The sequence below is a fragment of the Rhodococcoides kyotonense genome, assembly GCF_900188125.1.
GTDB classification, from domain to species: Bacteria; Actinomycetota; Actinomycetes; order Mycobacteriales; family Mycobacteriaceae; genus Rhodococcoides; species Rhodococcoides kyotonense.
This window is the reverse complement of the sequence record NZ_FZOW01000014.1, coordinates 64,550-86,888: the sequence shown is the minus strand read 5'-3', so window position 1 is coordinate 86,888 and position 22,339 is coordinate 64,550. Positions and strand designations below refer to the sequence as shown.

The following is a 22,339-nucleotide window of genomic DNA, read 5'->3' as shown; positions in this document are numbered from 1 at the left end:
GACTATCGGAGTGGTCGCCCGTCTTCGGAATCCCTCAACTATCAGTCGTCTCTCCATGTGCGCCGACTGAATTCCCTTGAAAGAGGAACAGAATGAAGAAGTTCGCTCCAGCTGGCCTGCCCAGCCGCCGACGCTTCCTTGCGGGCTCGGCAGGGGCTGCGGGAATGGTCGCTCTCGCAGCGTGTTCCACATCGGGTGATGATGGCGCGGCAGAAACGCCGACTGCGCCGGCATTCACCGATGTCGCAAACGCCGGTGGAGTTCTCGGATGGGCGGGTATTGCGGTCATCGGTGGCGGACAGGCCAACAAACTGATGATCATCGACGCGCGTTCCCACAAGTTGGTCACAGCAATAACCAACGAAGGGCCATTCAACGAACGGACCGAGCCGGACAAATACCCCAATGTCAGGGATTCGCACGCCATCGTGTTCACGAAGGACTTCAAGCGAATGTTCACGGCCGTAGGGTTCAACTACGACGTGTCGACAGTGATCGAGTACGACCCGCTGACGTTGCGAGAAGTTGCACGTGTGGACGCGGGCAAGGGATCTCATCACATTGCGCTGACTCCCGACGACAAATTCATGTACGTCGCGAATCAATACGCGGCAACGCTCGACGTCATCGACATAGCGACAATGACGAAGGTCAAGACATTGGACGTCGGCGAGGGCCCCGACTACATCTCGCCGAGCATGTACTGGGAGGGCCAGGCCATCGACACTCAGTACATGTTCGTCACTGTCGACGGTGCGAAAACTCTTGCTGTGATCGATGTTACGACGAACGAAATTGCAAAGCAGATTCCACTTCCGGGCTCGGCGCACGGGGTGAATCTCACCGCCGACGGAAAGCACGTCTGGCTGGCAGGACAGGCCTTCAAGGAGGTCTGGGTCATCGACGCGAAAACACTGGAGATCGTCCAGAAGCTGCCTATCCCAGGCAATCCCATCCATATCAGCCCGAGTCCGGACAACAGGTTCGTGTACATAACGACCGCGGACAACTTGATCTACAAGGTGGACACCGAGAATTACTCCACCGTGTGGGAGTCGAAGGGCACAGTAATTCCAGCGCACACCGGACTCAGTCCGGACGGCAAGGAGTTGTGGACGCTCAATCATGGTATGGACACGGAGCGCTATCCGTTCCTACTCGCGGGTGAACCGGTGCAGGGCGTCCAGGTATGGGAAACCGAGACAGGGCAGCTTGTCGCCGAGATTCCAACGGAGGCAATGCCGCACGAGATTCAGTTCGTGCCGTACTCCGCCTTCGGGACCCCGACTCCCGGCCAGGATCTGTCCAATGGTTCCTGAGCCCGCTCACCTCCGCGAGCGTACAAATGTCACCGAACAATTCGAAGGGAATCACCAATGAACACCATGAACAGCCTTGATCGTCGAACAATCCTGCGCGGCAGCGTAGTTGCGGCAACAGGCGCAGCGGCAGCCGTAACGCTGGCAGCGTGTGGCGGCGGTGACTCGTCGTCCGTGGCTGAGACGTCTACCAAGGCTGCCGGTATCGGTGGTGCGGTGCCGACCGAGGCCGCGGATGGTCCCGTGTCTCTGGGGTCGGCCGCCGACGTTGCCGTTGGCGGCGGCGTGATCTTCAAGGATCAGGAGGTGGTCGTGACTCAGCCGACTTCCGGTAGTTACAAGGCCTTTTCGTCGGTATGCACCCATCAGGGCTGTGCGATCTCCTCGATCGAGGACGGCGCGATGATTTGCCCCTGCCACAACAGCAAGTTCTCGCTCACCGACGGTTCGGTGCTCCAGGGTCCGGCGACCGAGCCCCTACCGGAGAAAGTCGTCACCGTCTCCGGTGGCGCGATTTCACTGGGCTGATCGGCTCTCATCGCGCGGATAGCAGAAAGTCCTGCGACGCACAATCAATGACAGAGGAGTGGAATCAAGTGTTCGGAATGTTCAATGGGCTTCCGGTGCATGTACTGGTGCTTCACCTGGCGGTCATCGCTGCACCGCTTGCAGCGGTGTCGGGACTCGCTGTGTGGGTTCCACGGTGGCGGAAGTTCGCACGTTGGCCATTCCTGGTGTTGTCGGCTGTCGCCGTCGTTGCGGTCTACCTCACGAAGGAGAGCGGTGAGGTGTTGCAGCGCTCGATCGCAGCCCAGTTGGAAGGCAATATCACCGGCGAGATCGTCGACCGTCACGCAGCCTTGGGCGGTCGGTTGTTCATAGCATCGCTCGTGTTGTTCGCGGTGTCTCTCGCCGTGGCGGTCGTTGTCGGGCGTACCGGAAACGCGGTGATCGGGATCGTTTCGGCCTTCGTGGTCACCGTTGTAGCGGTAGGTGTCGTCGTGTTGACCGTCCAGACAGGTGAAGCAGGCGCCGAAGCAGTATGGAATCCATCCGGTTCAGTCGACTACTCGGGAAACTGAAATGTCGTGCCTGCCAGCAATGAGGAGTTGACCGGACGTGTCCACATTTCGCAATGTCTCGTCCTTCGGCCGCGGACGCGCAGCGGCGACCGCCGTCGGCGTCGTGCTCGTTCTCGGTGGGTGCTCGTCAGGTGAGGACACCCCTGCAGTCCTGGACGGGACCGGCCAGGACATCGTCGGGCAGGTGTGCTGCATCGTTCCACCGGGCAATGGCGCACCGATGGTGAACGGTATCTCCACCGAGTACAACGGCTGGGACACCTACATGATCTCGTGGATCACTCCGCATGACGCGGTTGCCAGCCAGATGGCAGCTCTGGCAGAGACGCAGGCTGCCAGCCAGCAGGTGAAGGATCTCGCGGCGTCGATCGATGCAGATACGAGCACGCGGTATCTGCGTGTGTCCGAAATCGCGATCGCATGGGGGCAACCCGTTCCCTCGACCGATCCGGCGTCGGTATCGGGCCACAATCACAGCGCAGGCACCTCGGAGGCAGCAACAGCCGAGACGTTGATTCCGTTGACTGGCACAGTGTTCGATCGGCAGTTTCTGACGATCATGATCGAGCATCATCAGGCCGTTCTGCCGATTGCCATGAATGCTTTGGCCGAGGGAATCAACGAGCAGGAGAAGGAATTCGCTCAGCAGGTTCTGGACTCGCAGACATCCGAGATCGCAGTCATGCAGGCGATGCTGGGATCGCTGTGAATTCCGGCAAGAGCCGTCGATGGCTCAGGATTCTAGTCCTCGGTTGGATCTCCCTCGCGCTGACGATCGGTTGGCCTGCCGTGGCATCGGCGCATGCGACTCTGCTCGAGGCGCTTCCGGGCGAAGGGACCGTACTGGCGGACTCGCCCGGTGAAATGTTGCTGCGATACGACGAAGCAGTCGGCATTTCCTCAGGTGCAGTCAAAGTGCTCGCGCCCGACGGATCGAGGGTGGAACTCGGGGAAATCACGACCCGCGACGAAGGTCGTGTGGTCGTGGCCCCGCTACCGCTGACTTTGGGAACCGGGACATACACCGTCCTGTGGAGGGTGCTCAGTGAGGACACCCATTCCATATTCGGCGCAACGACATTCAGTGTCGGCGAGGTCAGCGCTACAGCGGCTTCGGATGCCGCCTCCGCGCAGGAGTCCGAAGGTGTCGGCGCCGCGCGGTTGCTCGACATAGCCCGTGGAACACTGTTCGTGGGACTGATTCTGTTGCTCGGCGGATTGATGTTCGTCACCATATTGTGGCGCGAGGGCAGAAGGTCCCATGTGGTCCACCGCATTCTGGTGTTCGGGTGGGTGCTCGCCGTGACCGCGACTGTCGCAGGGTTGTTGCTTCAGGGGCCGTTCACCGCTGGAACTCCATTGTCAACGGTGTTCGATACTTCGCTGTTCGGACCGGTACTCGGGACCAGGTTCGGAGTGGTATCCATCGTGCGCCTCGCTCTTCTCGCACTGACCCTGGTCCTCGTGGTGCGCCGTGTGCGCCTTGTGCGGTTGGGAATCTTCGGTGCAGTCGTGGCGGTTGTCCCGCTGTCGCTGACGGTGTCAGCTGTGGGGCATGCTGGTGCGGGCGAGCTGGTAGACCTGGCTCTGCCGGCAGACGTCCTGCACCTGATCGCAGCGTCCGCGTGGCTCGGCGGGCTTGTGATGATGGTGGTACTGCTTCGGCCATCCGAAACGTCGACTCTGACAGTCTTGTTGCCGAATTGGTCCAGATATGCGGCGGTGTCGATCCTCGTGCTTGTCGTATCGGGATCGTTCACCGCGTGGCGACAGGTACGCGAACTCGGGGCCTTGACGTCGACAGAGTACGGGAAGCTACTGCTGATCAAGCTCGCTCTCGTGGTGGCAATGGTGCTGCTGGGCGCAGGCGCCAGATGGTGGATACGTCACCACTATCCAATTCGGTCTGCCGAAACGGTGCCCGAATACGCGATGGTGGGAGGGAACGCCGCAACCGGAGATCTCGAAGCGTCCACGCCAGGTGACCACGACACAGGTGTGGGGAGAATCGACATTCGGCCGTTGCGATGGAGGATTGCCCTGGAGTCGGGTGTTTCACTGTTGGTCGTCGCGATCACGGCGGTGCTGGTGGCGACCACGCCTGCCAAGGACACGTATTTCCCGGTTTTCGAACAGACCGGGCCGGCCTCCGACGGCATCTCGGTCGTCGTCGGAGTGAATCCTGCACGGACCGGTGTCAATTCGATGAGCCTTGTCTACTCCGAAGCCGGCGCTACCGTCGATCCGGTCCGTGTCGGCGCGCGTTGGACTTCGGAGTCGGGGGAGTATCTGGTGCCTGTCGAGGCAGCCGCCACCAGCCCCGGTCACTACGAGGTGGCGGGCGTGACGTTACCGGTACCTGGCCTGTGGCAGTTGGCCGTAACAACTCAGACGAGCGATATCGACGCGACGACAACACTTTTCACTGTTCGTATCCGATGAACCACAAGACACGAGGAGTTTCGATGAAGGCACGTCGATTGATCGGCGCCGCAATCGCAGCCGCAGTGATGCTGCTGGGGCCTATGGCCGGCGTTGCGACCGCGCACATCTCGGCCTACGCGCCGGATGCAACGCAAGGTGGCTACACGAAAATCACATTCCGAGTACCGAACGAAAAGGACGTGCCGACCACCGTGGTCGAGCTTGCAATGCCGTCCGACGCTCCACTGGCGTCCGTTCGAGTCAAGCCTGTTACTGGGTGGAACTACGAGGTGATCAAGTCCTCCCCGACGGGTGACTCCGCCGCCTCCGAGGTCGTCGATCGCGTCGTGTGGACTGCAGCCGGCCCAGGAATACTCGCCGGGGAATTCGCCGAGTTCGACATCTCGGCCGGCCCGCTTCCTGAGGCACCGACGATGACGTTCAAGTTCCTCCAGACGTACTCCGACGGTGAGGTTGTGAGTTGGATCGAGGAAGCACCGGAGGGCGGAGACGAACCTCAGTATCCGGCGCCCACGTTGACACTCGCCGCGGCGGTCGCCGGATCCGACGAACACGGTATGACTGGGTCGACCGCCGAGAGTTCGGCGATGGAGATGGACCACACCGACTCGGGGGCTACGATCCTGGCTGGAGTGGCGCTTGTGGTCGCAGTCTTCGCACTGGGGTGCGGCGCGTTCGCGGTGGTGCGTAACCGCAAGAGCTGAAGTCCGACCGGATCGCCCGGAAAAAGGAGTATTTCGCCCATCGGCGAACTACTCCTTTTTCGTCGTATAGGGCCTCTGCCTGCGGTTTCGCGTAGCTCCGACGTGGTCCACAACCGTCTCACTTCGGGCAAATGCGGTTGGTGAGCGAGATTTCACCGTCAAGTCACGGCATGCAGCGCCTTCGAAACATCGGTTTTCTACCTTGATAGCTCCATCCCTTATCAGGAGGCTCCAACGTGACCAGCGTTTCCCACACAGAATCCGCGGTGCCGGGTTCTCCTGCATCACCGGGCACAGTTCCCGTGTCGATCAACCATCGCATCACCCACTGGAATTCCGAGGACGTCGAGGCGTGGGAAGGCGGCGGCAAGGCCATCGCCAAGCGCAACCTGATCTGGTCCGTCGTCGCCGAGCACGTGGGATTCTCGATCTGGTCCATCTGGTCGGTCATGGTGCTGTTCATGCCGGTGTCGGTGTACGGCATCGACGCGGCGGGCAAGTTCTTCCTCGTCGCCGTACCCACCCTCGTCGGTGGCATTCTGCGTATCCCGTACACCTTCGCGACGGCGAAGTTCGGCGGACGCAACTGGACGATCTTCAGCGCTCTCGTCCTACTCGTACCGACGATTCTGACGATGTACTTCATGATGAATCCGGCGTCGTACACCACGTACATCGTGATCGCCGCGTTCGCCGGTCTCGGTGGTGGCAACTTCGCGTCGTCGATGACCAACATCAACGCGTTCTACCCGCAGCGTGAAAAGGGTTGGGCGCTAGGGCTGAACGCGGGCGGCGGCAACATCGGCGTACCGGTCATCCAGTTGATCGGCTTGCTCGTCATCGCGACGATCGGCAACACGGCACCCGAAATCGTCTGTGCCGTATACCTCGTCTTCATCGCCATCGCTGCCGTCGGCGCGGCACTGTTCATGGACAACCTCGAGAACCAGAAGACCAACGGCCGCTCGATGATCGACGTGCTCCGCTTCTCCGATTCCTGGTGGATCGCCTTCCTCTACATCGGTACGTTCGGCTCGTTCATCGGATTCAGCTTCGCGTTCGGGCAGGTTCTGCAGATCAACTTCCTCGCCGGACTGACCGACGGCGCCCCCGCGACCGCCGCGCAGCAGGCACAGGCTTCGCTGCACGCAGCTCAGATCGCTTTCCTCGGACCGCTTCTCGGATCCATCTCGCGTCCGTTCGGCGGCAAGCTCGCCGACAAGATCGGTGGCGGCAAGATCACGCTCTACACGTTCGTCGCGATGGTCTTCTCGACCGGCATCCTCGTCGCGGCAAGCACGTGGGACGACAACACGGCCGGCGCCGCGAGCGGAACGATGATGGCGCTCTTCGTCGTCGGATTCATCCTGCTCTTCCTGCTGTCCGGCCTCGGCAACGGTTCGGTCTACAAGATGATCCCCGCGATCTTCGCCGCGAAGTCGACCGAACTGCAGGGAATGACGATCGACGAGCAGCAGCACTGGTCGCGCAAGATGTCCGGCGCACTGATCGGAATCGCAGGCGCCATCGGCGCTCTGGGCGGCGTCGGCATCAACCTGGTGCTGCGCGCCTCGTACTCCGGTGAGGCCAAATCGGCCACGACGGCCTTCTGGGTCTTCCTCGCCTTCTACGTCGTCTGCTGCGCCGTCACCTGGGCTGTGTACCTGCGCAAGCCGCGGGTCGTCGCAGGGGCCGACGCCACCGTCGCCGTCTGACTCCACTCCACGGGTCATTTCGATACTCGAGCATCGTTCTACAAGTACTTTCGGGAAAGGACCGCAGATGAAGAACGCGGTGGTAGTAGGACACGGAATGGTCGGTCACCGGTTCGTGGAGGCGCTGCGCGCTCGCGACGAAGGGACCGACTGGAAAATCACAGTGCTGTGCGAGGAGGCACTGCCGGCCTACGACCGCGTCGGTCTGTCGTCCTATGTCGGGGCCTGGGATCACAAGGAACTCGCGCTCGCGGGCAACGACTATCTCGGTGACAGCGCCGTCGACATGAGGATCGGGGTGCGGGCCGACAGCATCGATCGCACGGCGAAGACGGTCGCGACGTCGGCCGGTGACATCGTGGACTACGACGCGCTCGTATTCGCCACGGGCTCTTACCCTTTCGTGCCGCCGATATCCGGCCACGATCTGGACGCCTGCTTCGTCTACCGCACCCTGGACGACCTCGACCAAATCCGGGCTCGGGCGGATGCTGCAGGCCCGGGCGCGGTCGGCGTGGTCGTCGGTGGCGGATTGCTCGGCCTCGAAGCTGCCAACGCGCTGAAGAAGATGGGCATGACGCCGCACGTCGTCGAGTTCGCGCCGCGTCTGATGCCGCTTCAGGTCGACGAGGGCGGTGGCGCGCTGCTGGCCCGCCTCGTCACCGATCTCGGACTGCACGTGCACACGGGCGTCGGAACGTCGTCGATCACGGAGAACGACGGTGCCGGTCTGTCGGTGGAACTGTCGGACGGCTCGGTCATCGACGCCGCACTCCTGGTGTTCTCGGCGGGTGTTCGGCCGCAGGACCAATTGGCCAGGGACTGCGGTCTCGACGTCGGTGAGCGCGGCGGCATCATGGTCGACATCGGCTGCCGCACAGCGGATCACGACATCTACGCCATCGGTGAATGCGCGGCCGTCGAAGGTCGTTGCTACGGACTCGTCGCGCCCGGATATTCGACGGCCGAGGTCGTCGCCGACCGATTGCTCGGGGGTGCAGCCGAATTCCCGGGCGCCGACATGTCCACCAAGCTCAAGCTCATGGGCGTCGACGTCGCGAGTTTCGGCGACGCGATGGCCGCAACGCCGGGCGCGCTCGAGGTCGTCTTCAGCGATGCGCCGAAGGGCACCTACGCCAAACTCGTCGTGTCCGACGACGCGAAGACGCTCCTCGGCGGAATCCTCGTCGGCGACGCGACCGCCTATTCCCTGCTGCGTCCGCTCGTCGGGCGTGAACTGCCCGGCGATCCCGGCTCGTTGATCTCACCGGCCGCCGAGCAGGTCGGGATCGGTGCACTACCGGACGACGCCGAGATCTGCTCGTGCAACGGCGTGACCAAGGGTGCGATCTGCGGTGCCATCGCCGACGGTGCATGCGATCTGGCATCGGTGAAGAGTTGCACCACCGCAGGCACGACGTGTGGTGGCTGCCTCCCGTCGATCAAGCAACTCCTCGCCGCATCCGGTGTCGTGTTGTCGAAGTCGTTGTGCGAGCACTTCTCTCAGTCCCGCGCCGAGTTGTTCGAGATCGTGCGTGCCACGAACACTCGGACGTTCTCGTCACTGATCGCCAAGTACGGCAAGGGAACCGGCTGCGACATCTGCAAGCCTGTCGTCGCGTCGATCCTGGCGTCGACGTCGTCGGATCACATCCTGGACGGCGAACAGGCGTCGCTGCAGGACACCAACGACCACTTCCTCGCCAACATCCAGAAGAACGGCACCTACTCGGTGGTGCCGCGGATGCCGGGTGGAGAGTGCACACCCGAGCAGCTCATCGTGATCGGCGAGGTCGCTCGCGACTTCGGGCTGTACACGAAGGTCACCGGCGGCCAGCGCATCGACCTGTTCGGCGCTCGCGTCGAGCAGTTACCTGCGATCTGGAAACGACTCGTCGACGCGGGCATGGAGTCCGGCCAGGCGTACGGCAAGTCGTTGCGCACGGTCAAGAGCTGCGTCGGATCGAGCTGGTGCCGTTACGGAGTGCAGGACTCGGTGGGCATGGCCGTCGACCTCGAGAACCGCTACCGCGGACTGCGGTCGCCGCACAAGATCAAGTTCGGCGTGTCCGGGTGCGCCCGTGAATGCGCAGAGGCGCGCGGCAAAGACGTCGGTGTCATCGCGACCGAAGGTGGATGGAATCTCTACGTCGCAGGCAACGGAGGCCAATCGCCGAAGCATGCACAGCTGCTGGCGTCGAACCTCGACGACGCGACACTCGTCAGCTACATCGACCGCTACCTGATGTTCTACGTACGGACCGCCGACCGCCTGCAGCGGACGGCGCCGTGGCTCGAATCGCTCGACGGCGGTCTCGATCACCTGAAGGCAATCGTCTGCGAGGACAGTCTCGGAATCGGAGCCGAGCTCGAAGCGGACATGGAGCGCCATGTGGCCGGGTACAAGGACGAGTGGGCCGGCGTGCTCGAGGACGAGGAGAAGCTGGGACGGTTCGTGTCCTTCGTGAACGCACCGGACGAAGCGGATCCGACGATCTCGTTCGACGACTCGGGCTCGCGCAAGGTGCCCGTGCTGATGGGGATGCCGCGCGTGGGTGCGTGACCTGTCATCGACGCACTGCAGGAACTGATCGCATGTGCACACCGCAGTAATGGCCGCTTAACGACGAAGAAACATCGGCAACGTGCAATAGCACCAGGAGGTACGTCATGACTGTCATCGATACTCGAACCAGCGCGGACCGGACCACGCAGTCTGCTCATCAGATCGGGACGCACTCTGCCCGTGAATGGACGGCAGCGTGCGCGATCGACACACTGGTGCCCGGCCGAGGCGTCGCGGTGCTCCTGCGTGGAGGCACGCAGGTCGCGTTGTTCATGCTTCCCGGTGGGGAACTGCACGCCGTCGGGAACATCGACCCGTTCGGTCGGGCAGCTGTCATGTCCCGGGGGCTCGTGGGAGACCGTGCCGGTGAACCCACTGTCGCCTCGCCTCTGCTCAAGCAGGTCTTCTCACTGGTCGACGGCCGTTGCCTCGACGACGAGGCAGTCGGCCTCGGTTCGTTCGAGACCAAGGTGACGAGCGGCGTGATCTTCGTGCGGGGCGCGACGACATGAGCGAAGCCGCCGAGGCCACGTCGCCTCTGGCAGGGTTCGCCGTCGGGGTCACAGCGTCGCGGCGCGCTGAAGAGTTCGCCACGTTGCTGGAGCGTCGGGGTGCATCGGTGATGCATGCCCCGGCCATTCGGATCATCCCGCTCGCGGATGACGCGGAACTCGAACGCGTCACCGAGGCCATCATCGCCGAGCCCCCCGAAATCACCGTCGCCACAACCGGAATCGGATTCCGAGGCTGGATCGAAGCGGCCGACGGCTGGGGGCAGGCGGAAAGTCTGGGGCGTGCGCTGGCGTCGTCGAGGGTGTTGGCGCGCGGTCCCAAGGCGAAGGGCGCGATCCGGGCGGCGGACCTCCGCGAGGAGTGGTCTCCTGCGTCGGAATCCTCCGCGGAAGTCCTCGAACATCTGCTGGACGAGGGTGTGCGCGGAAAGCGCATCGCCGTGCAACTGCACGGGGCAACGACCGAATGGGAGCCGGTGCCCGACTTCTGCGAAGTCCTGCGTGACGCGGGCGCCGAGGTCGTACCCGTCCCCGTGTATCGCTGGACGGCACCCGACGACGGCACGCCGATGGACCGCATGATCGAAGCGGTCGTCGTCGGCGATCTCGACGCCATCAGCTTCACCAGCGCCCCTGCGGTGGCCTCACTGCTGATGCGCGCCCATGAGAACGGCGTTCTCGAACCGCTGTTGCAGTCGCTGCGCACACGGGTGCTGCCCGTGTGCGTCGGCCCGGTGACGGCGGCGCCTCTCGAAGAACTGGACGTCCCGACGACGCAGCCTGCCCGTGCGCGTCTCGGTGCGCTGGCTCGGCATATCGCCGAGGAGCTGCCGCGTCGGGCGAGGCCGATGGACGCGGGCGGGCACACGATCAGCGTTCGGGGTCGATGCGTCGTCGTCGACGGCACCGTGCGGTCCGTGTCGCCCGCAGGGATGGCGTTGGTCAAGACCCTCGCTCGCAGGCCAGGGAAAGTCGTCTCGCGCGACGAACTACTCGCGTCGTTGCCCGGTGGTGGCGACGACACACACGCCGTCGAGACCGCCATGACGCGGCTTCGGTCGTCGCTCGGCGCTCCGAAAACGATTCAGACAGTGGTGAAACGAGGTTATCGACTCGCGATCGACCCGGCTGATGTCGAGCGCGACGACGAGCAGACTCCGACACGGCCGTCCACACCCCCGATTCGGCTTCCCGAAGGGAGCAAGTACTAGATGAGCACTCATGGAGTGGATGCGACCCTCGTACTGGTCGCGCACGGCACGCGCAATCCTCGCGGCGTCGAGATGATCGCCGAACTGGCCGAGGCCGTCGGACAGCAGGTCGGCGAAACCCGGGTCGCCTTCGTCGACGTGCTCGGTCCGTCGCCGTCGGAGGTTCTCCGCGGGCTGGCCGGCCCGGCCGTCGTCGTTCCGGCATTCCTCGCGTCGGGCTACCACGTGCACACCGATGTGCCCCGTGAAGTCACCGACAGCGATCATCCCTGTGTGATGGTCACTCCGGCACTGGGTCCGGACCCTGTTCTCGCGCGCGTCATGCTCGACCGGCTCCGCGCCGTCGGGTGGAATGCAGGTGACGCCATCGTGTTCGCGGCGGCAGGCTCGTCCGACCCGCGCGCGCTGCGTGAGCATCGTCGTGCCGCGGCGATGCTCGCCGAGATCGCCCAGGTTCCGGTTCGTATCGGATACGTCGCGACTGCGCAGCCCGCTGTGCCCGACGCCGTCGCCGAACTCCGACGCCAGGGCCACGCCACGGTATTCGTGGCGTCGTACCTGTTGGCGCGCGGGCTTTTTCACTCTCGTCTCGTCGACGCGGGCAGCGACGGTGTGGCCGATCCCCTCGGCGTGCATACGGGCATCGTCGATCTCGTCGTCGATCGGTTCCGTGCCGGTGCACGGACACTCAGCGCAGTAGGGGTAGCAGCTCCACCGGCTCGTCGGGGCTGATGTGCGGCGGGACGACCGCCAACGCGTTGTGCCCGACGAGGTGTAGCAGGTGCGCGGTCCGCACTGCCGCATCGGCTCGCCATCCGGCCCCGTCGCGCATGACGGGCACGATGCGCGCGACGTCCGAGTCGACGTCGGTCGTATTGGTCAGATATCCGAGCCACGGCGCGGGCGGGGTTCTGCCGGTGAGAGCATCGACGATCGCGGGTGCCGTCATCATGAGCGTACTGACCGCGGCGAGCGGATTACCTGGAAGGCCCAGTACGACAACGCCGTTCGGCAGTACCGCGGTGATCTGGGAACCACCGGGGCGAACCGGGACCCGGTTCACGATCGTCGTCGCCGACGCGCGCTCCAGCGCCGAGCGCAGCTGATCTGCCGCGCCGCCTCCGGTTGCCCCGACGACGACGAGGAGATCGACGTCGGTGGAACGATCGAGTAGGTCGTCGAATGCGTCTGCAGTGTCGTCGAGGTGCACCGAATCGGCTGTGTCGATGCTGCACGATCGGAGATAGCGAGGCAGTACCGGTCCGATGCTGTCGCGTGTCTGCCCGGGATCGAGCGGTCCTTTCGAGCGGATCTCGTTGCCGCTGAACACTGTTCGTGCCCGCACGGGCCCGCGGATGGTCACTTCGCTCACTTCGGCACTGAGGGCGACCGAGGCCACGGCTGCCGTCACCGTCGTGCCGGCGGCGACGAGTTCGGTTTCCGGCTGCCAATCCTCACCGCGTCGGCGCGAATCGTCCTTCACGGGCGTGCCCGGGAGTCGACGCAGGCGCCCGTCGTCGCCGACGACGACGTGTTCGTCCCGGACGACCGAGGTGGCGCCGGACGGGACGCGAGCGCCGGTCGCGATACGGACCGCATCGCCGTCACGCAGTGCGCCGAGGCCGGAGGTTCCGGCGTAGGCGACATCTTCCCGGAGAGTCCACGGTTCGGCGCCGGAGACGGCGTAACCGTCCATTGCCGACGTGTCGACGTGGGGGAGTGCGGCAGCGGAGATCAGAGGTTCCGCGAGTACCCCGCCCTCGGCGTCCGTCGGCGAAACGCGGCGGATGGCCAACGGGGGCAACTGCTCTCGAATGCTCTCGCGTGCGAACTCGATTCCCGACGCGTGGACGGCGTTACGTTCCCGAGCGAGGCGCAGGTCTGCCGGTGTATCGCAATCGTCGACACCGGTGATGGTCACCGTGTCGAAGGTGGCCGGGAGGATGCACCGTACCGGTTGTCCTGCCGGCGTATCGAGTTCGGAGATCTTCTGTTCCAGAACCGATCGTCTCCACGCGCCGAACAGGTACTGCGTTCGTCCGTCCTGATCGGACGCGAACACCGCGGACGAATCGTCGAGCGCGGCAAGCAGAGTGGCGATGGACGCCGCGTCGACGGACGGGAGATCGGCTGCGAGTACCACGACGACATCGGAATCCGACGACGAAAGTGCTTGCAGCCCTGCGGCGATGGCGGACACCGGACCGGAGTGGGCCGGCTCCTCGCGTGTCTGAAGAATGTCGTCGGCGAGATTCGCACGGTGAGGTCCCACCACGACGATCCGTCGGGCTGCTGCGACCGCGTCAACTGCCTTCTCGACGAGAGACGTTGCGCCGACGCGCAGTCCGGGCTTGTCGATGCCGCCCATGCGGCGGGCGGCCCCGCCGGCGAGGACGACGGCGTGGAAGTCTCTGGAGCTACGGCTCACGTCGGAAGCGGTACGTTCTGCAGACGAACCTGACCACGCGCGATGGTCTTTCCGCTGTCCGTCGCCGTGATGGTCACGAGCCACAACTGCTGAACGCGGCCCTGCTGCAACGGTTCTGCGACGACGTCGACGTGTCCGCCCTTGCTCGCGCGCAGGAAGTCGGTTCCGTTGTGCACGCCGACCGCGAATTCGCCTCGGTCCTTGACGGCCTCGCTCGCACCGATACTCGCCGCACTCTCGACTGCTGTGGTGTAGACACCACCGTGCACCACACCCCACGGGGTGAAGTGTTCTTCGGACAGGTCGATGTGGCCGGCGACGCGTGTGCCCGACACCTCGTCGATCACCAGACCTGCCGCCGCCACGAACGGGCTCGCCTTCTTCAGCGAGTACTTCGCGGTCGGTCGGGGGTCGAACTGTCCGAGATCCATACCTGACGAGGTTAGTCGGTGAACTGGAACCGGATGGATTTCAGGTCGACTCGTCCGTCGCGCACCACGACGCCTTCCGCTACCAGCTTCTCCAGTTGCCGTGTTGCCAGGTGGGCCGCGGGCTTTCCGCTTGCCGAGAGCACACGATGCCATGGGAGGTCAGCGGAGTCGGTCCGCATGATCCATCCGACGATGCGTGGACTCGACAGGTTCGCCGCCGCCGCGATGTCGCCGTACGTCGACACGTGTCCCTCGGGGATCGATGCGACGAGTGTGCGGACTCGTTCGACCTGGTCCTCGGTGATCGACGCCATCTACAGCAGCTCACGCATGCAGTAGCTCTCGAACCAGGGAGGCCACGTCGGCCGGTTTTGCCTGGGCGACCATGTGATCGCAGTCGAGCTCGACGATCCTGAGGTTCGCGCCGAGCTGCGCGTCGAGTGCCTTCTTGAACGCATCGCTCACGTAGGGCGGCTGAACGCGCATCGCCTGCACGACGACAGTGGGCATGTCGGCAGGGGGAACGACGAGCGGACGCGCGAGCTCACCCCACGACGCGACGATCGCCGCCGTCGAGATCCGCCACTTGACGCGTCCGTTCTCGGCGGCTTCGAGGTGCTCGTCGACCTCGCGGTCCAGTAGTTGGAGCGGAACGTCCGCCCACGCGCCGTTGATCTTCTCCGATTTCGCCTCGTCCGCGTCGGTGTAATCGGGATACTTCGCGGTGAGTTCGGCGACCTCGAGCAGATCGCCCGCATCGAGCTCTATGGCGGGGTCGAGCAGGATCAGACCCCGAACGAGCTCCGGGTGCTTCGCGGCGAGATGGACCGCGAGCGCGCCGCCGTACGAGTGCCCGACGACGAGTACCGGTCCACGGGCGTTGTCCTGGACGAGCAACCGCAGCTTCTCGACCTGAGCGTCGATGTCCCACGGCGGTGTCGAGGGGGAGCGGCCGTGCCCGATCAGGTCGGGAGCAAGGACCCTGGCCTCGGGAATGTAGTTGTCGGCCAGGTCGCGCCACCGCGCGCCGTGTCCTGTCATGCCGTGCACGGCGAGGATCTCGGGGCCGTCGACGGGTCCGAAAGTGTGAAGGTTCAGCTGTGGCACCGCCCCAGTGTGCCGCATGCAGGCGCAGTCGGGCGCGTCGAGATGTGTCGGTGGCTCGTGATCCAATCTTCTTCCATGGACGGAATCGCTGGTGCCACTCTCGTGCGCGCGCCGCGGGTCCCACAGGCCCGTCGGACGTGGACGGGTGACGCAGGCCGCCTGCTCGTCGGTTCCTCCGACGCCGCTGCGGCAGCGGCCGACGGTGCGGCGGCGTGGCGGCCGTGGCAGGTCCTCGGTGGTCCCGGCACCGGAAAGACATCGCTGATAGCCGATTACGCCGTCTCTCGTATCGCCCACGGCGATCCCGAATCGGTTCTCGTGCTCACTCAGTCGAAACGCGCGTCGGTTCGCATGCGTGAGCAGATCACGGCCGGCCTGTTCGCCGGGGAACTGCCCGTGCGCGCTACGCGTGAACCGCTCGTGCGCACCGTGCACTCGTACGCGTTCGCCGTGCTCCGGTTGCAGGCGGCGATCCACGGCAACCCGCCGCCCCGACTGTTGACGGGTGCAGAACAGGACGCGGTGGTACGGGAGATGCTGCGCGGCGACATCGACGACGGTGCCACCGACTGGCCCGAGCGTCTTCGCCCCGCACTGGGGCTGTCGGGTTTCGCGACCGCCGTACGTGACCTGATGCTGCGTTCCGTCGAGCGAGGGATCGGCCCGGAGGATCTGGTCAAACTCGGACGTAAGCATGCGCGTGAGGAATGGGTGGCCGTCGGCAAGTTCGCTGCGCGGTACGAGCAGGCAATGCTGTTGCGCGGTGCCGTCGGAATGGAGGCGGCAGGGGCGTCGGCGCCGGGGCTCGATGCGGCCGAGCTCATCGGCAGCGCATTGATGGCGTTCGCAACGGATCCGGACCTGCTGAGGTCCGAGCGTGCTCGTATCCGCCACCTCGTGGTCGACGACGCGCAGCATCTCGATCCGCAAGCGGCGCAATTGGTGCGAGCGATCGGAATCAACACTGATTCCACCGTCGTCGCCGGTGACCCCGACCAATCTGTCTTCACGTTCCGGGGTGCGGATCCGTCGTTCGTGGCCGATCTGGCAGAGCCGGGCGATCCGCGGCGAGTGATGTTGACGCACAACTTCCGCAGCGACCCGGTCGTCGCGAGGGTCGCGCACGCCGTGGCAGGGAGACTGCCAGGGCTTGCCCGGCATCGCGGCGCAGAAGCGGTCGGATCGCCCAGTTACGGCGAGGCCGAGGCGATCGTGCGCGTGCACACCTCCGCGGCCAAGGAAGCAACCGCGGTGGCCGACGTCATGCGGCGCGCCCACCTGGTCGACGGGATGCCGTGGTCGGAGATGGCCGTGGTCGTCAGGTCCGTCCCTCGGGTCGTCGCACCACTGCGTCGTGCGCTGCAGGCGGCCGGGGTACCCGTCGTGACGCCGGCGTCGGAACTGCCGCTGCATCGACAGCACGGCACGGTCGGTCTGCTGCTGGTTCTTCGAGCCATGGTCGACGAGTCCTTCGACGGTGAGGACGCGTTGGCGCTGTTGTCCGGGCCCATAGGCGGTGCCGATCCCGTTGCACTCAGGCGGCTACGGCGCGGTGTCAGGCGCATCGAGTTGGCGTCCGGCGGAGAGCGCGACTCGTCCGAACTGTTACGCGCCGCGTTGATCGGTGCCGGGGCGTGGTCGGCGAATCCGGCTGTGGTGAAAGCAGAGTCGGCGTGGATGACGCAACTGTCGGAGGTCGAGGCGGCGCCGCTCCGGCGAGTGCTGTCGGTCGTGCGCAAGGCTGCGGCGGTCGCACGACGCGGACGCGGTGTCGAAGACGTGCTGTGGGCGGCGTGGCAGGGCTCCGGGCTCGAACGGCGGTGGGCCTCGGTATCGGCATGGGGCGGTTCCGCCGGGGCACAGGCGGATCGGGATCTGGACGCCGTCGTCGCGCTGTTCGACGCGGCCGCGTCGTACGTGGACCGGTTGCCGCAGGCGCGGCTCGGTGGGTTCGTCGACTACATCACGCAGCAACAGATCCCGGGCACACGGATATCGGCGGCCGCGGCGACCGACGCCGTGACGATTCTCAGTGCGCACTCCGCTGCGGGCAGGGAGTGGGAGCTCGTCGCGGTTCCCGGTGTGCAGGAGGGGCTGTGGCCCGGCCTTCGTGCACGAGGCAGCCTGCTCGGCACCGAAGCGCTCGTCGATCTCACATCGGGGATGGGCGACGCCGCGTCGTTGATCGACGGCAGGCTGTCCCGCACCGCTCCGCTGCTGGCCGAGGAACGCAAACTGTTCATGGTCGCCTGCAGCCGCGCGCGCTCGGTGCTGTTGGTGTCGGCAGTCGACTCCACTACCGGTGATGCGGACCTCGTACGGTCCCGATTCGTCGATGAACTCCTCGGCGGGGATTCCGACGAGCAGGTACCCGACGGCACAGCGCGTGACGGCACTGCGCGTGACGATACGACCGAGCGCGTGTTGGCTCTGCCGATGGTCGTTGCCGAGTTGCGCAGTGTCGTGTGCGATCCGGTCGTGTCCGAGGAGAATCCGGCAAAGCGGGATCGCGCGGCGGCGCAGTTGGCGCGACTGGCGGCCGCGGGGGTCAAGGGCGCACATCCGGACGAGTGGTTCGGGCTTGCGGGCGTCAGCACCGACGCGCCGTTGTGGCATCTCGACGACGGTCCCGTGCCGTTGTCGCCGTCGACCGTCGAACAGCTCACCACGTGCCCGCTGCGGTGGATGCTCGACCGGCACGGTGGAAACGACGGGGCCAACACGCATGCCGTGACGGGCACCCTGGTGCACACTCTCGTTCAGGCGGTCGCCGGCACCATGCCTCCCGAGCAGGTCCGACGAGCGCTCGAAAGTGCTTGGGATGCAGTGGATCTAGGATCGCAGTGGTTCTCTCGGCGAGAGTTGGATCGTACTGCCACGATGCTCGACACGTTCGAGACCTGGCTTCGGGGAAGTCGCGGTGAGCTCACCGAGGCGGGCGTCGAGGTGACGGTGCAGGGCGTCCTCCCCGCTCGTTCCGCCGACGAACCTGCTGTCGCGTTGCGCGGTCGCATCGATCGGCTCGAACACGATACCGAAGGTCGGCCGGTCGTCATCGACGTCAAGACCGCCAAGAATGCACTGTCGAAAGAGGACGCGCGCAGCCACAATCAGCTGGCCACGTATCAAGTCGCGGCCGCTGCGGGCGCAATCGAGGGCGAACCTGCGGCTCAGCCGGGAGGCGCTCGTCTGGTCTATGTCGCCAAGCCTCACAACAAGGACGGTGCGACGCAGCGGATCCAGGAGGCGCCGAGTCCCGAGACTCTCGAGGAGTGGCGCGACATCGTGCACGCCGCCGCATCCGCCACCCGGGGGCCGGACTTCACGGCCTACGTGAACGACGGTTGTCGGCACTGTCCGGTGAAATCGAGCTGCCCCGCGCACGAAACCGGAAGGCAGGTGACCGACGGTTGAGCACGCGGTCCACATCCAAGAAGCGGCAGCACCGCCGGGAACCGCGCATCGATCCGATCGAGCTTGCCCGCGCACTCGGACAGAAGTATCCGCCGACCCCCGAGCAGGCCGCGGTCATCTCGGCACCGTCCGGACCGACCCTGGTGGTCGCAGGTGCAGGTGCAGGCAAGACCGAGACGATGGCCGCACGCGTCGTCTGGATGGTCGCCAACGAGTTCGTCGATCCGGACAGCGTTCTCGGCCTGACCTTCACGCGTAAGGCAGCACAACAGCTGACGACCCGTATCCGAGCACGTCTGAACCGGCTCGCCGGCTCGGACGTGGTGCGTGCTCTCGATCCGAGCCTGCAGCTACGCGAACGAATCCTGACCGGCGAGCCCGAAGTCAGCACCTACCACTCGTATGCTGGCCGACTGCTCACCGAGCACGGGTTGCTGCTGCCGATCGAACCATCGGCGACGTTGTTGTCGGAGACCGAACTCTGGCAACTAGCGCACCGAGTCGTCAGCACGTGGGACGGGGACTTGGACACGGATCGCAATCCGACATCGATCACCGAGGCAGTGCTGGCGTTGTCGGGTCAGCTCGCCGAGCATCTGGTCGACGCCGACGAACTGAGAGAGGCACATACCGACCTGGACAAGCTGGTGCACGGCCTGCCCGCGGGACCGAAGCAGCGCGGTGGTCCGTCGAAGGCCTTGTTGGACATCCTCGCCGCTCAGCACGATCGAGTGTCGTTGTTGCCCTTGGTCGAACGACTCTCCGACACGTTGCGACGCGAAGGCGCACTCGACTTCGGCAGTCAGATGTCCCTTGCCGCACGCGTCGCCGCAGATCACGTCGAGGTCGGCCGAGCCGAGCGTGAGCGCTTCCGGCTCGTCCTTCTCGACGAGTACCAAGACACCGGTCACGCCCAGCGTGTGCTGTTGTCGTCGTTGTTCGGCGGGGGATCGGATTCGACGCTGGCCCTGACGGCCGTCGGGGACCCGATGCAGTCGATCTACGGCTGGCGTGGGGCTTCCGCGGCGAACCTGCCACGATTTGCGAGCGACTTTCCTCTCTCCACGGGCGAGCCGGCCCCGAGGCTCGAATTGTTGACCAGTTGGCGCAATCCCCCCGAGGCACTCGAACTCGCCAATCACATCACGGAACCGTTGCGCCGCACGGGTGTTCCGGTACCGACATTGCGCGCTCGACCGGGCGCGACCCCGGGAGACGTCCGGCTCGCGGTCACCGAGACGGTGCTCGAGGAGCGTGACTGGGTGGCCGACCGCATCGCCGACGAGTATCGACGCGCACGTGAGGAGAACCGTCCGCCGCCGACCGCGGCGGTGCTGGTGCGTCGTAACGCCGACGCCGAGCCGATCGCGGACGCTCTTCGCAGCCGGGGGCTCCCGGTGGAAGTGGTCGGCCTCGGCGGGCTGCTGCACATTCCGGAGATCGCCGACGTGACCGCAATGTTGCGGCTGGTGGCCGACCCGCTGGCCGGCAGTGCAGCGATGCGTGTGCTGACCGGTTCGCGATGGAGAATCGGCGCGGCCGACATACGCGCATTGGCTCGACGGGCAAAGCAGTTGTCGATCGGTGTCGGGTACGGCGCGTCCGGCCGAGTCGACGACCGAGCCGCGCTCGATGCAGCACTCGAAAGTTCGCTGCCCGGTGAGCACTCCGAGGACGCCGGTCTAGCGGACGCCATCGCGGACCCGGGGCCTGCCGAGCACTATTCCGAGGTCGGACATCGCCGAATCTCCGCGCTGGCCGCCGAAGTGCACTCGCTGCGCGAGCGCATCGGGCAGCCGCTCACCGAGCTCGTCGCGGACATCGAGCGTGCCATGGGGATCGGTGTCGAAGCCTCGGCCCGCATGTCCGGTGCCCCCGGTGGCGTGGTGGGTCGTGAGCATCTCGATGAATTCGCCTCGGTAGTGGCCGATTACGCCGACAACCCGACCGCGACCGTCACCGGATTCCTGTCGTTCCTCGGTGCGGCCGAGACCGTGGAGAACGGGCTCGCGCCGGGAGAGGTGGAGGTCGCGCCGCACCGCGTGCAGGTGTTGACGGTGCACTCGGCCAAGGGGCTCGAGTGGGAAGTCGTCGCTGTCCCGCACGTCGCGACCGGGGTCTTCCCGTCGACGACGGCATCGGCGACCTGGCTCGGTGCGTTGGCGGAACTACCGCCGTCGCTTCGAGGTGACAAGGCCGTCGTGGAGGACGACGGCCGAATGTCCGAGGGAGTACCGGTACTCGACCTGAACGACGTGCACAACCGAAAAGATCTGCAGGACGCAGTCGACCGGCACAAGGAGGCACTCGCGCGTCGACGCCTCGCCGAGGACCGGCGGCTGTTCTACGTCGCCCTCACGCGCACCGAGCGCGCACTGTTCGTCTCCGCGCACCACTGGGACGAGACCTCCGCCAAACCACGCGGCCCGTCGCCGTTCCTGGTGGAACTGAAGGAACTCGTCGACGCGCGTACCGATACGGACGTGGCGCCCGTCGCCGTCGTCGATCGATGGGCCGACGGCCCGGACTCCGAGGTTCCCAATCCACTTGCTGCCGAACCTCATTCGGCGTCGTGGCCACGTGATCCGCTCGGAGCGAGGAGGAGTGCCGTCGAGGCCGGAGCGCAGGCGGTCCTTGCTGCGTTGCGTGAGGAGAGCGGGCCGGACCACGTCGACGAGTCGGAACCCGATCCCGAACGGTGGGCCGCCGACGTGGATGCGTTGCTGGCCGAGCGTGCGGAGCGAGCGCAGGCCACCGTCACTGTGGCGCTACCCGAGAACCTGTCGGTCAGCCAGTTGGTCGACCTCGCAGCAGATCCCGACGCCCTGGCGTCGAGGCTGCGTCGGCCGTTGCCGTTTCCGCCGAATCCTCTGGCGCGGCGAGGCACGGCATTTCACGCCTGGATCGAGCGCCGATTCGGTGCGACACGTCTGCTCGACCTCGACGAACTTCCCGGTTCGGCGGACACGGGAGCTGCGATGGACACCGATCTCGAGGTGCTCCAGCAGGCGTTCGAAGACTCGGAATGGTCGCTGCGCAGTCCCGTCGAGGTGGAGGTTCCGTTCGAGACGTCGGTTGCAGGAACGGTTCTGCGAGGCCGTATCGACGCGGTGTTCGCCGACGCCGACGGCGGCTGGACCGTCGTCGACTGGAAGACGGGCGCCGAACCCACTCCGCGCGAGGAGAAGTCGGTGGTGATGCAGCTGGCTGCCTATCGAATCGCGTGGGCGGAGTTGATGTCCGCTGTGTCCGCGGAGCCGGTACCGCTCGGCAAGGTGCGAGCGGCGTTCCACTACGTGCGCAGTGGACGCACCGTGGCGCCGGACGAGTTACCCGACGCCGACGCGTTGGCGGCCCTCATCGACGGCACCTCTGCAGTCGACTTCGATTCGAGCGCATGACCGT

Annotated in this window: 17 protein-coding genes; 13 read left to right on the top strand and 4 right to left on the bottom strand. The window is 65.4% G+C overall.

Annotated elements, in window-relative coordinates:
- Positions 1–92: 92 nt before the first annotated feature.
- From CHB96_RS21510 to CHB96_RS21455, 11 genes are all read left to right on the top strand, one after another.
- Positions 93–1,319 (top strand): YVTN family beta-propeller repeat protein, encoded by a 1,227-nt coding sequence (locus CHB96_RS21510; protein ID WP_141136525.1) that lies wholly within the window; start codon positions 93–95, stop codon positions 1,317–1,319.
- A 57-nt stretch (positions 1,320–1,376) separates the two neighbouring features.
- Positions 1,377–1,847 carry a Rieske (2Fe-2S) protein gene (locus CHB96_RS21505; RefSeq protein ID WP_089250067.1) on the top strand — a complete coding sequence of 157 codons (471 nt, stop codon included), beginning with the start codon at positions 1,377–1,379 and terminating at the stop codon, positions 1,845–1,847.
- Between the two features lie 47 nt (positions 1,848–1,894).
- Complete coding sequence (locus CHB96_RS21500; protein ID WP_089250065.1) at positions 1,895–2,401, top strand: DUF2231 domain-containing protein; 507 nt, start codon at positions 1,895–1,897, stop codon at positions 2,399–2,401.
- Between the two features lie 37 nt (positions 2,402–2,438).
- Positions 2,439–3,110 (top strand): DUF305 domain-containing protein, encoded by a 672-nt coding sequence (locus CHB96_RS21495; protein ID WP_089250063.1) that lies wholly within the window; start codon positions 2,439–2,441, stop codon positions 3,108–3,110.
- Entirely contained in the window at positions 3,107–4,843 is a 1,737-nt protein-coding gene (locus CHB96_RS29445) for a copper resistance CopC/CopD family protein (RefSeq protein WP_176444419.1), read from the top strand. Before CHB96_RS21495 ends, CHB96_RS29445 begins: the two co-directional genes overlap by 4 nt.
- A 23-nt stretch (positions 4,844–4,866) precedes the next feature.
- A complete protein-coding gene (locus tag CHB96_RS29780; protein ID WP_176444418.1) occupies positions 4,867–5,550 on the top strand; it encodes a YcnI family copper-binding membrane protein in 684 nt (227 codons plus the stop codon).
- A gap of 308 nt (positions 5,551–5,858) precedes the next feature.
- Positions 5,859–7,265, top strand: coding sequence for a nitrate/nitrite transporter (locus CHB96_RS21475; RefSeq protein ID WP_089250227.1), 1,407 nt, complete (start codon positions 5,859–5,861; stop codon positions 7,263–7,265).
- 67 nt (positions 7,266–7,332) lie between these two features.
- Entirely contained in the window at positions 7,333–9,828 is a 2,496-nt protein-coding gene (gene nirB / locus CHB96_RS21470) for a nitrite reductase large subunit NirB (RefSeq protein ID WP_089250059.1), read from the top strand.
- Between the two features lie 107 nt (positions 9,829–9,935).
- Positions 9,936–10,343, top strand: coding sequence for a nitrite reductase small subunit NirD (gene nirD / locus CHB96_RS21465; RefSeq protein ID WP_089250057.1), 408 nt, complete (start codon positions 9,936–9,938; stop codon positions 10,341–10,343).
- Entirely contained in the window at positions 10,340–11,554 is a 1,215-nt protein-coding gene (locus CHB96_RS21460) for a uroporphyrinogen-III synthase (RefSeq protein ID WP_089250055.1), read from the top strand. The genes nirD and CHB96_RS21460 overlap by 4 nt, the downstream gene beginning before the upstream one ends.
- Positions 11,555–12,286: a sirohydrochlorin chelatase gene (locus tag CHB96_RS21455; protein ID WP_089250053.1), complete on the top strand. Its 732-nt coding sequence runs from the start codon at positions 11,555–11,557 to the stop codon at positions 12,284–12,286. It begins immediately after the preceding gene.
- On the opposite strand, the gene CHB96_RS21450 is transcribed toward CHB96_RS21455, so the two are convergent.
- The 4 genes from CHB96_RS21450 to CHB96_RS21435 are packed head-to-tail and all read right to left on the bottom strand — an operon-like array spanning position 12,243 to position 15,520.
- On the bottom strand, positions 12,243–13,982 hold the full coding sequence (locus CHB96_RS21450) for an NTP transferase domain-containing protein (protein WP_281254442.1): 1,740 nt from the start codon (positions 13,980–13,982) through the stop codon (positions 12,243–12,245). The genes CHB96_RS21455 and CHB96_RS21450 overlap by 44 nt on opposite strands.
- On the bottom strand, positions 13,979–14,413 hold the full coding sequence (locus CHB96_RS21445) for a PaaI family thioesterase (protein ID WP_089250049.1): 435 nt from the start codon (positions 14,411–14,413) through the stop codon (positions 13,979–13,981). Before CHB96_RS21445 ends, CHB96_RS21450 begins: the two co-directional genes overlap by 4 nt.
- Positions 14,414–14,424: 11 nt before the next feature.
- The gene (locus CHB96_RS21440) at positions 14,425–14,727 is read right to left on the bottom strand and encodes an MGMT family protein (RefSeq protein WP_089250047.1); all 303 of its coding nucleotides are present in this window, start codon (positions 14,725–14,727) and stop codon (positions 14,425–14,427) included.
- Positions 14,728–14,737: 10 nt separating this feature from the next.
- A complete protein-coding gene (locus CHB96_RS21435; protein ID WP_089250045.1) occupies positions 14,738–15,520 on the bottom strand; it encodes an alpha/beta fold hydrolase in 783 nt (260 codons plus the stop codon).
- Between the two features lie 75 nt (positions 15,521–15,595).
- Here CHB96_RS21435 and CHB96_RS21430 point away from each other — a divergent pair, with 75 nt between their 5' ends.
- Positions 15,596–18,934 (top strand): ATP-dependent helicase, encoded by a 3,339-nt coding sequence (locus CHB96_RS21430; protein ID WP_176444416.1) that lies wholly within the window; start codon positions 15,596–15,598, stop codon positions 18,932–18,934.
- Positions 18,931–22,335: an ATP-dependent helicase gene (locus tag CHB96_RS21425; protein ID WP_281254441.1), complete on the top strand. Its 3,405-nt coding sequence runs from the start codon at positions 18,931–18,933 to the stop codon at positions 22,333–22,335. The genes CHB96_RS21430 and CHB96_RS21425 overlap by 4 nt, the downstream gene beginning before the upstream one ends.
- The last annotated feature ends 4 nt before the right edge of the window (positions 22,336–22,339 follow it).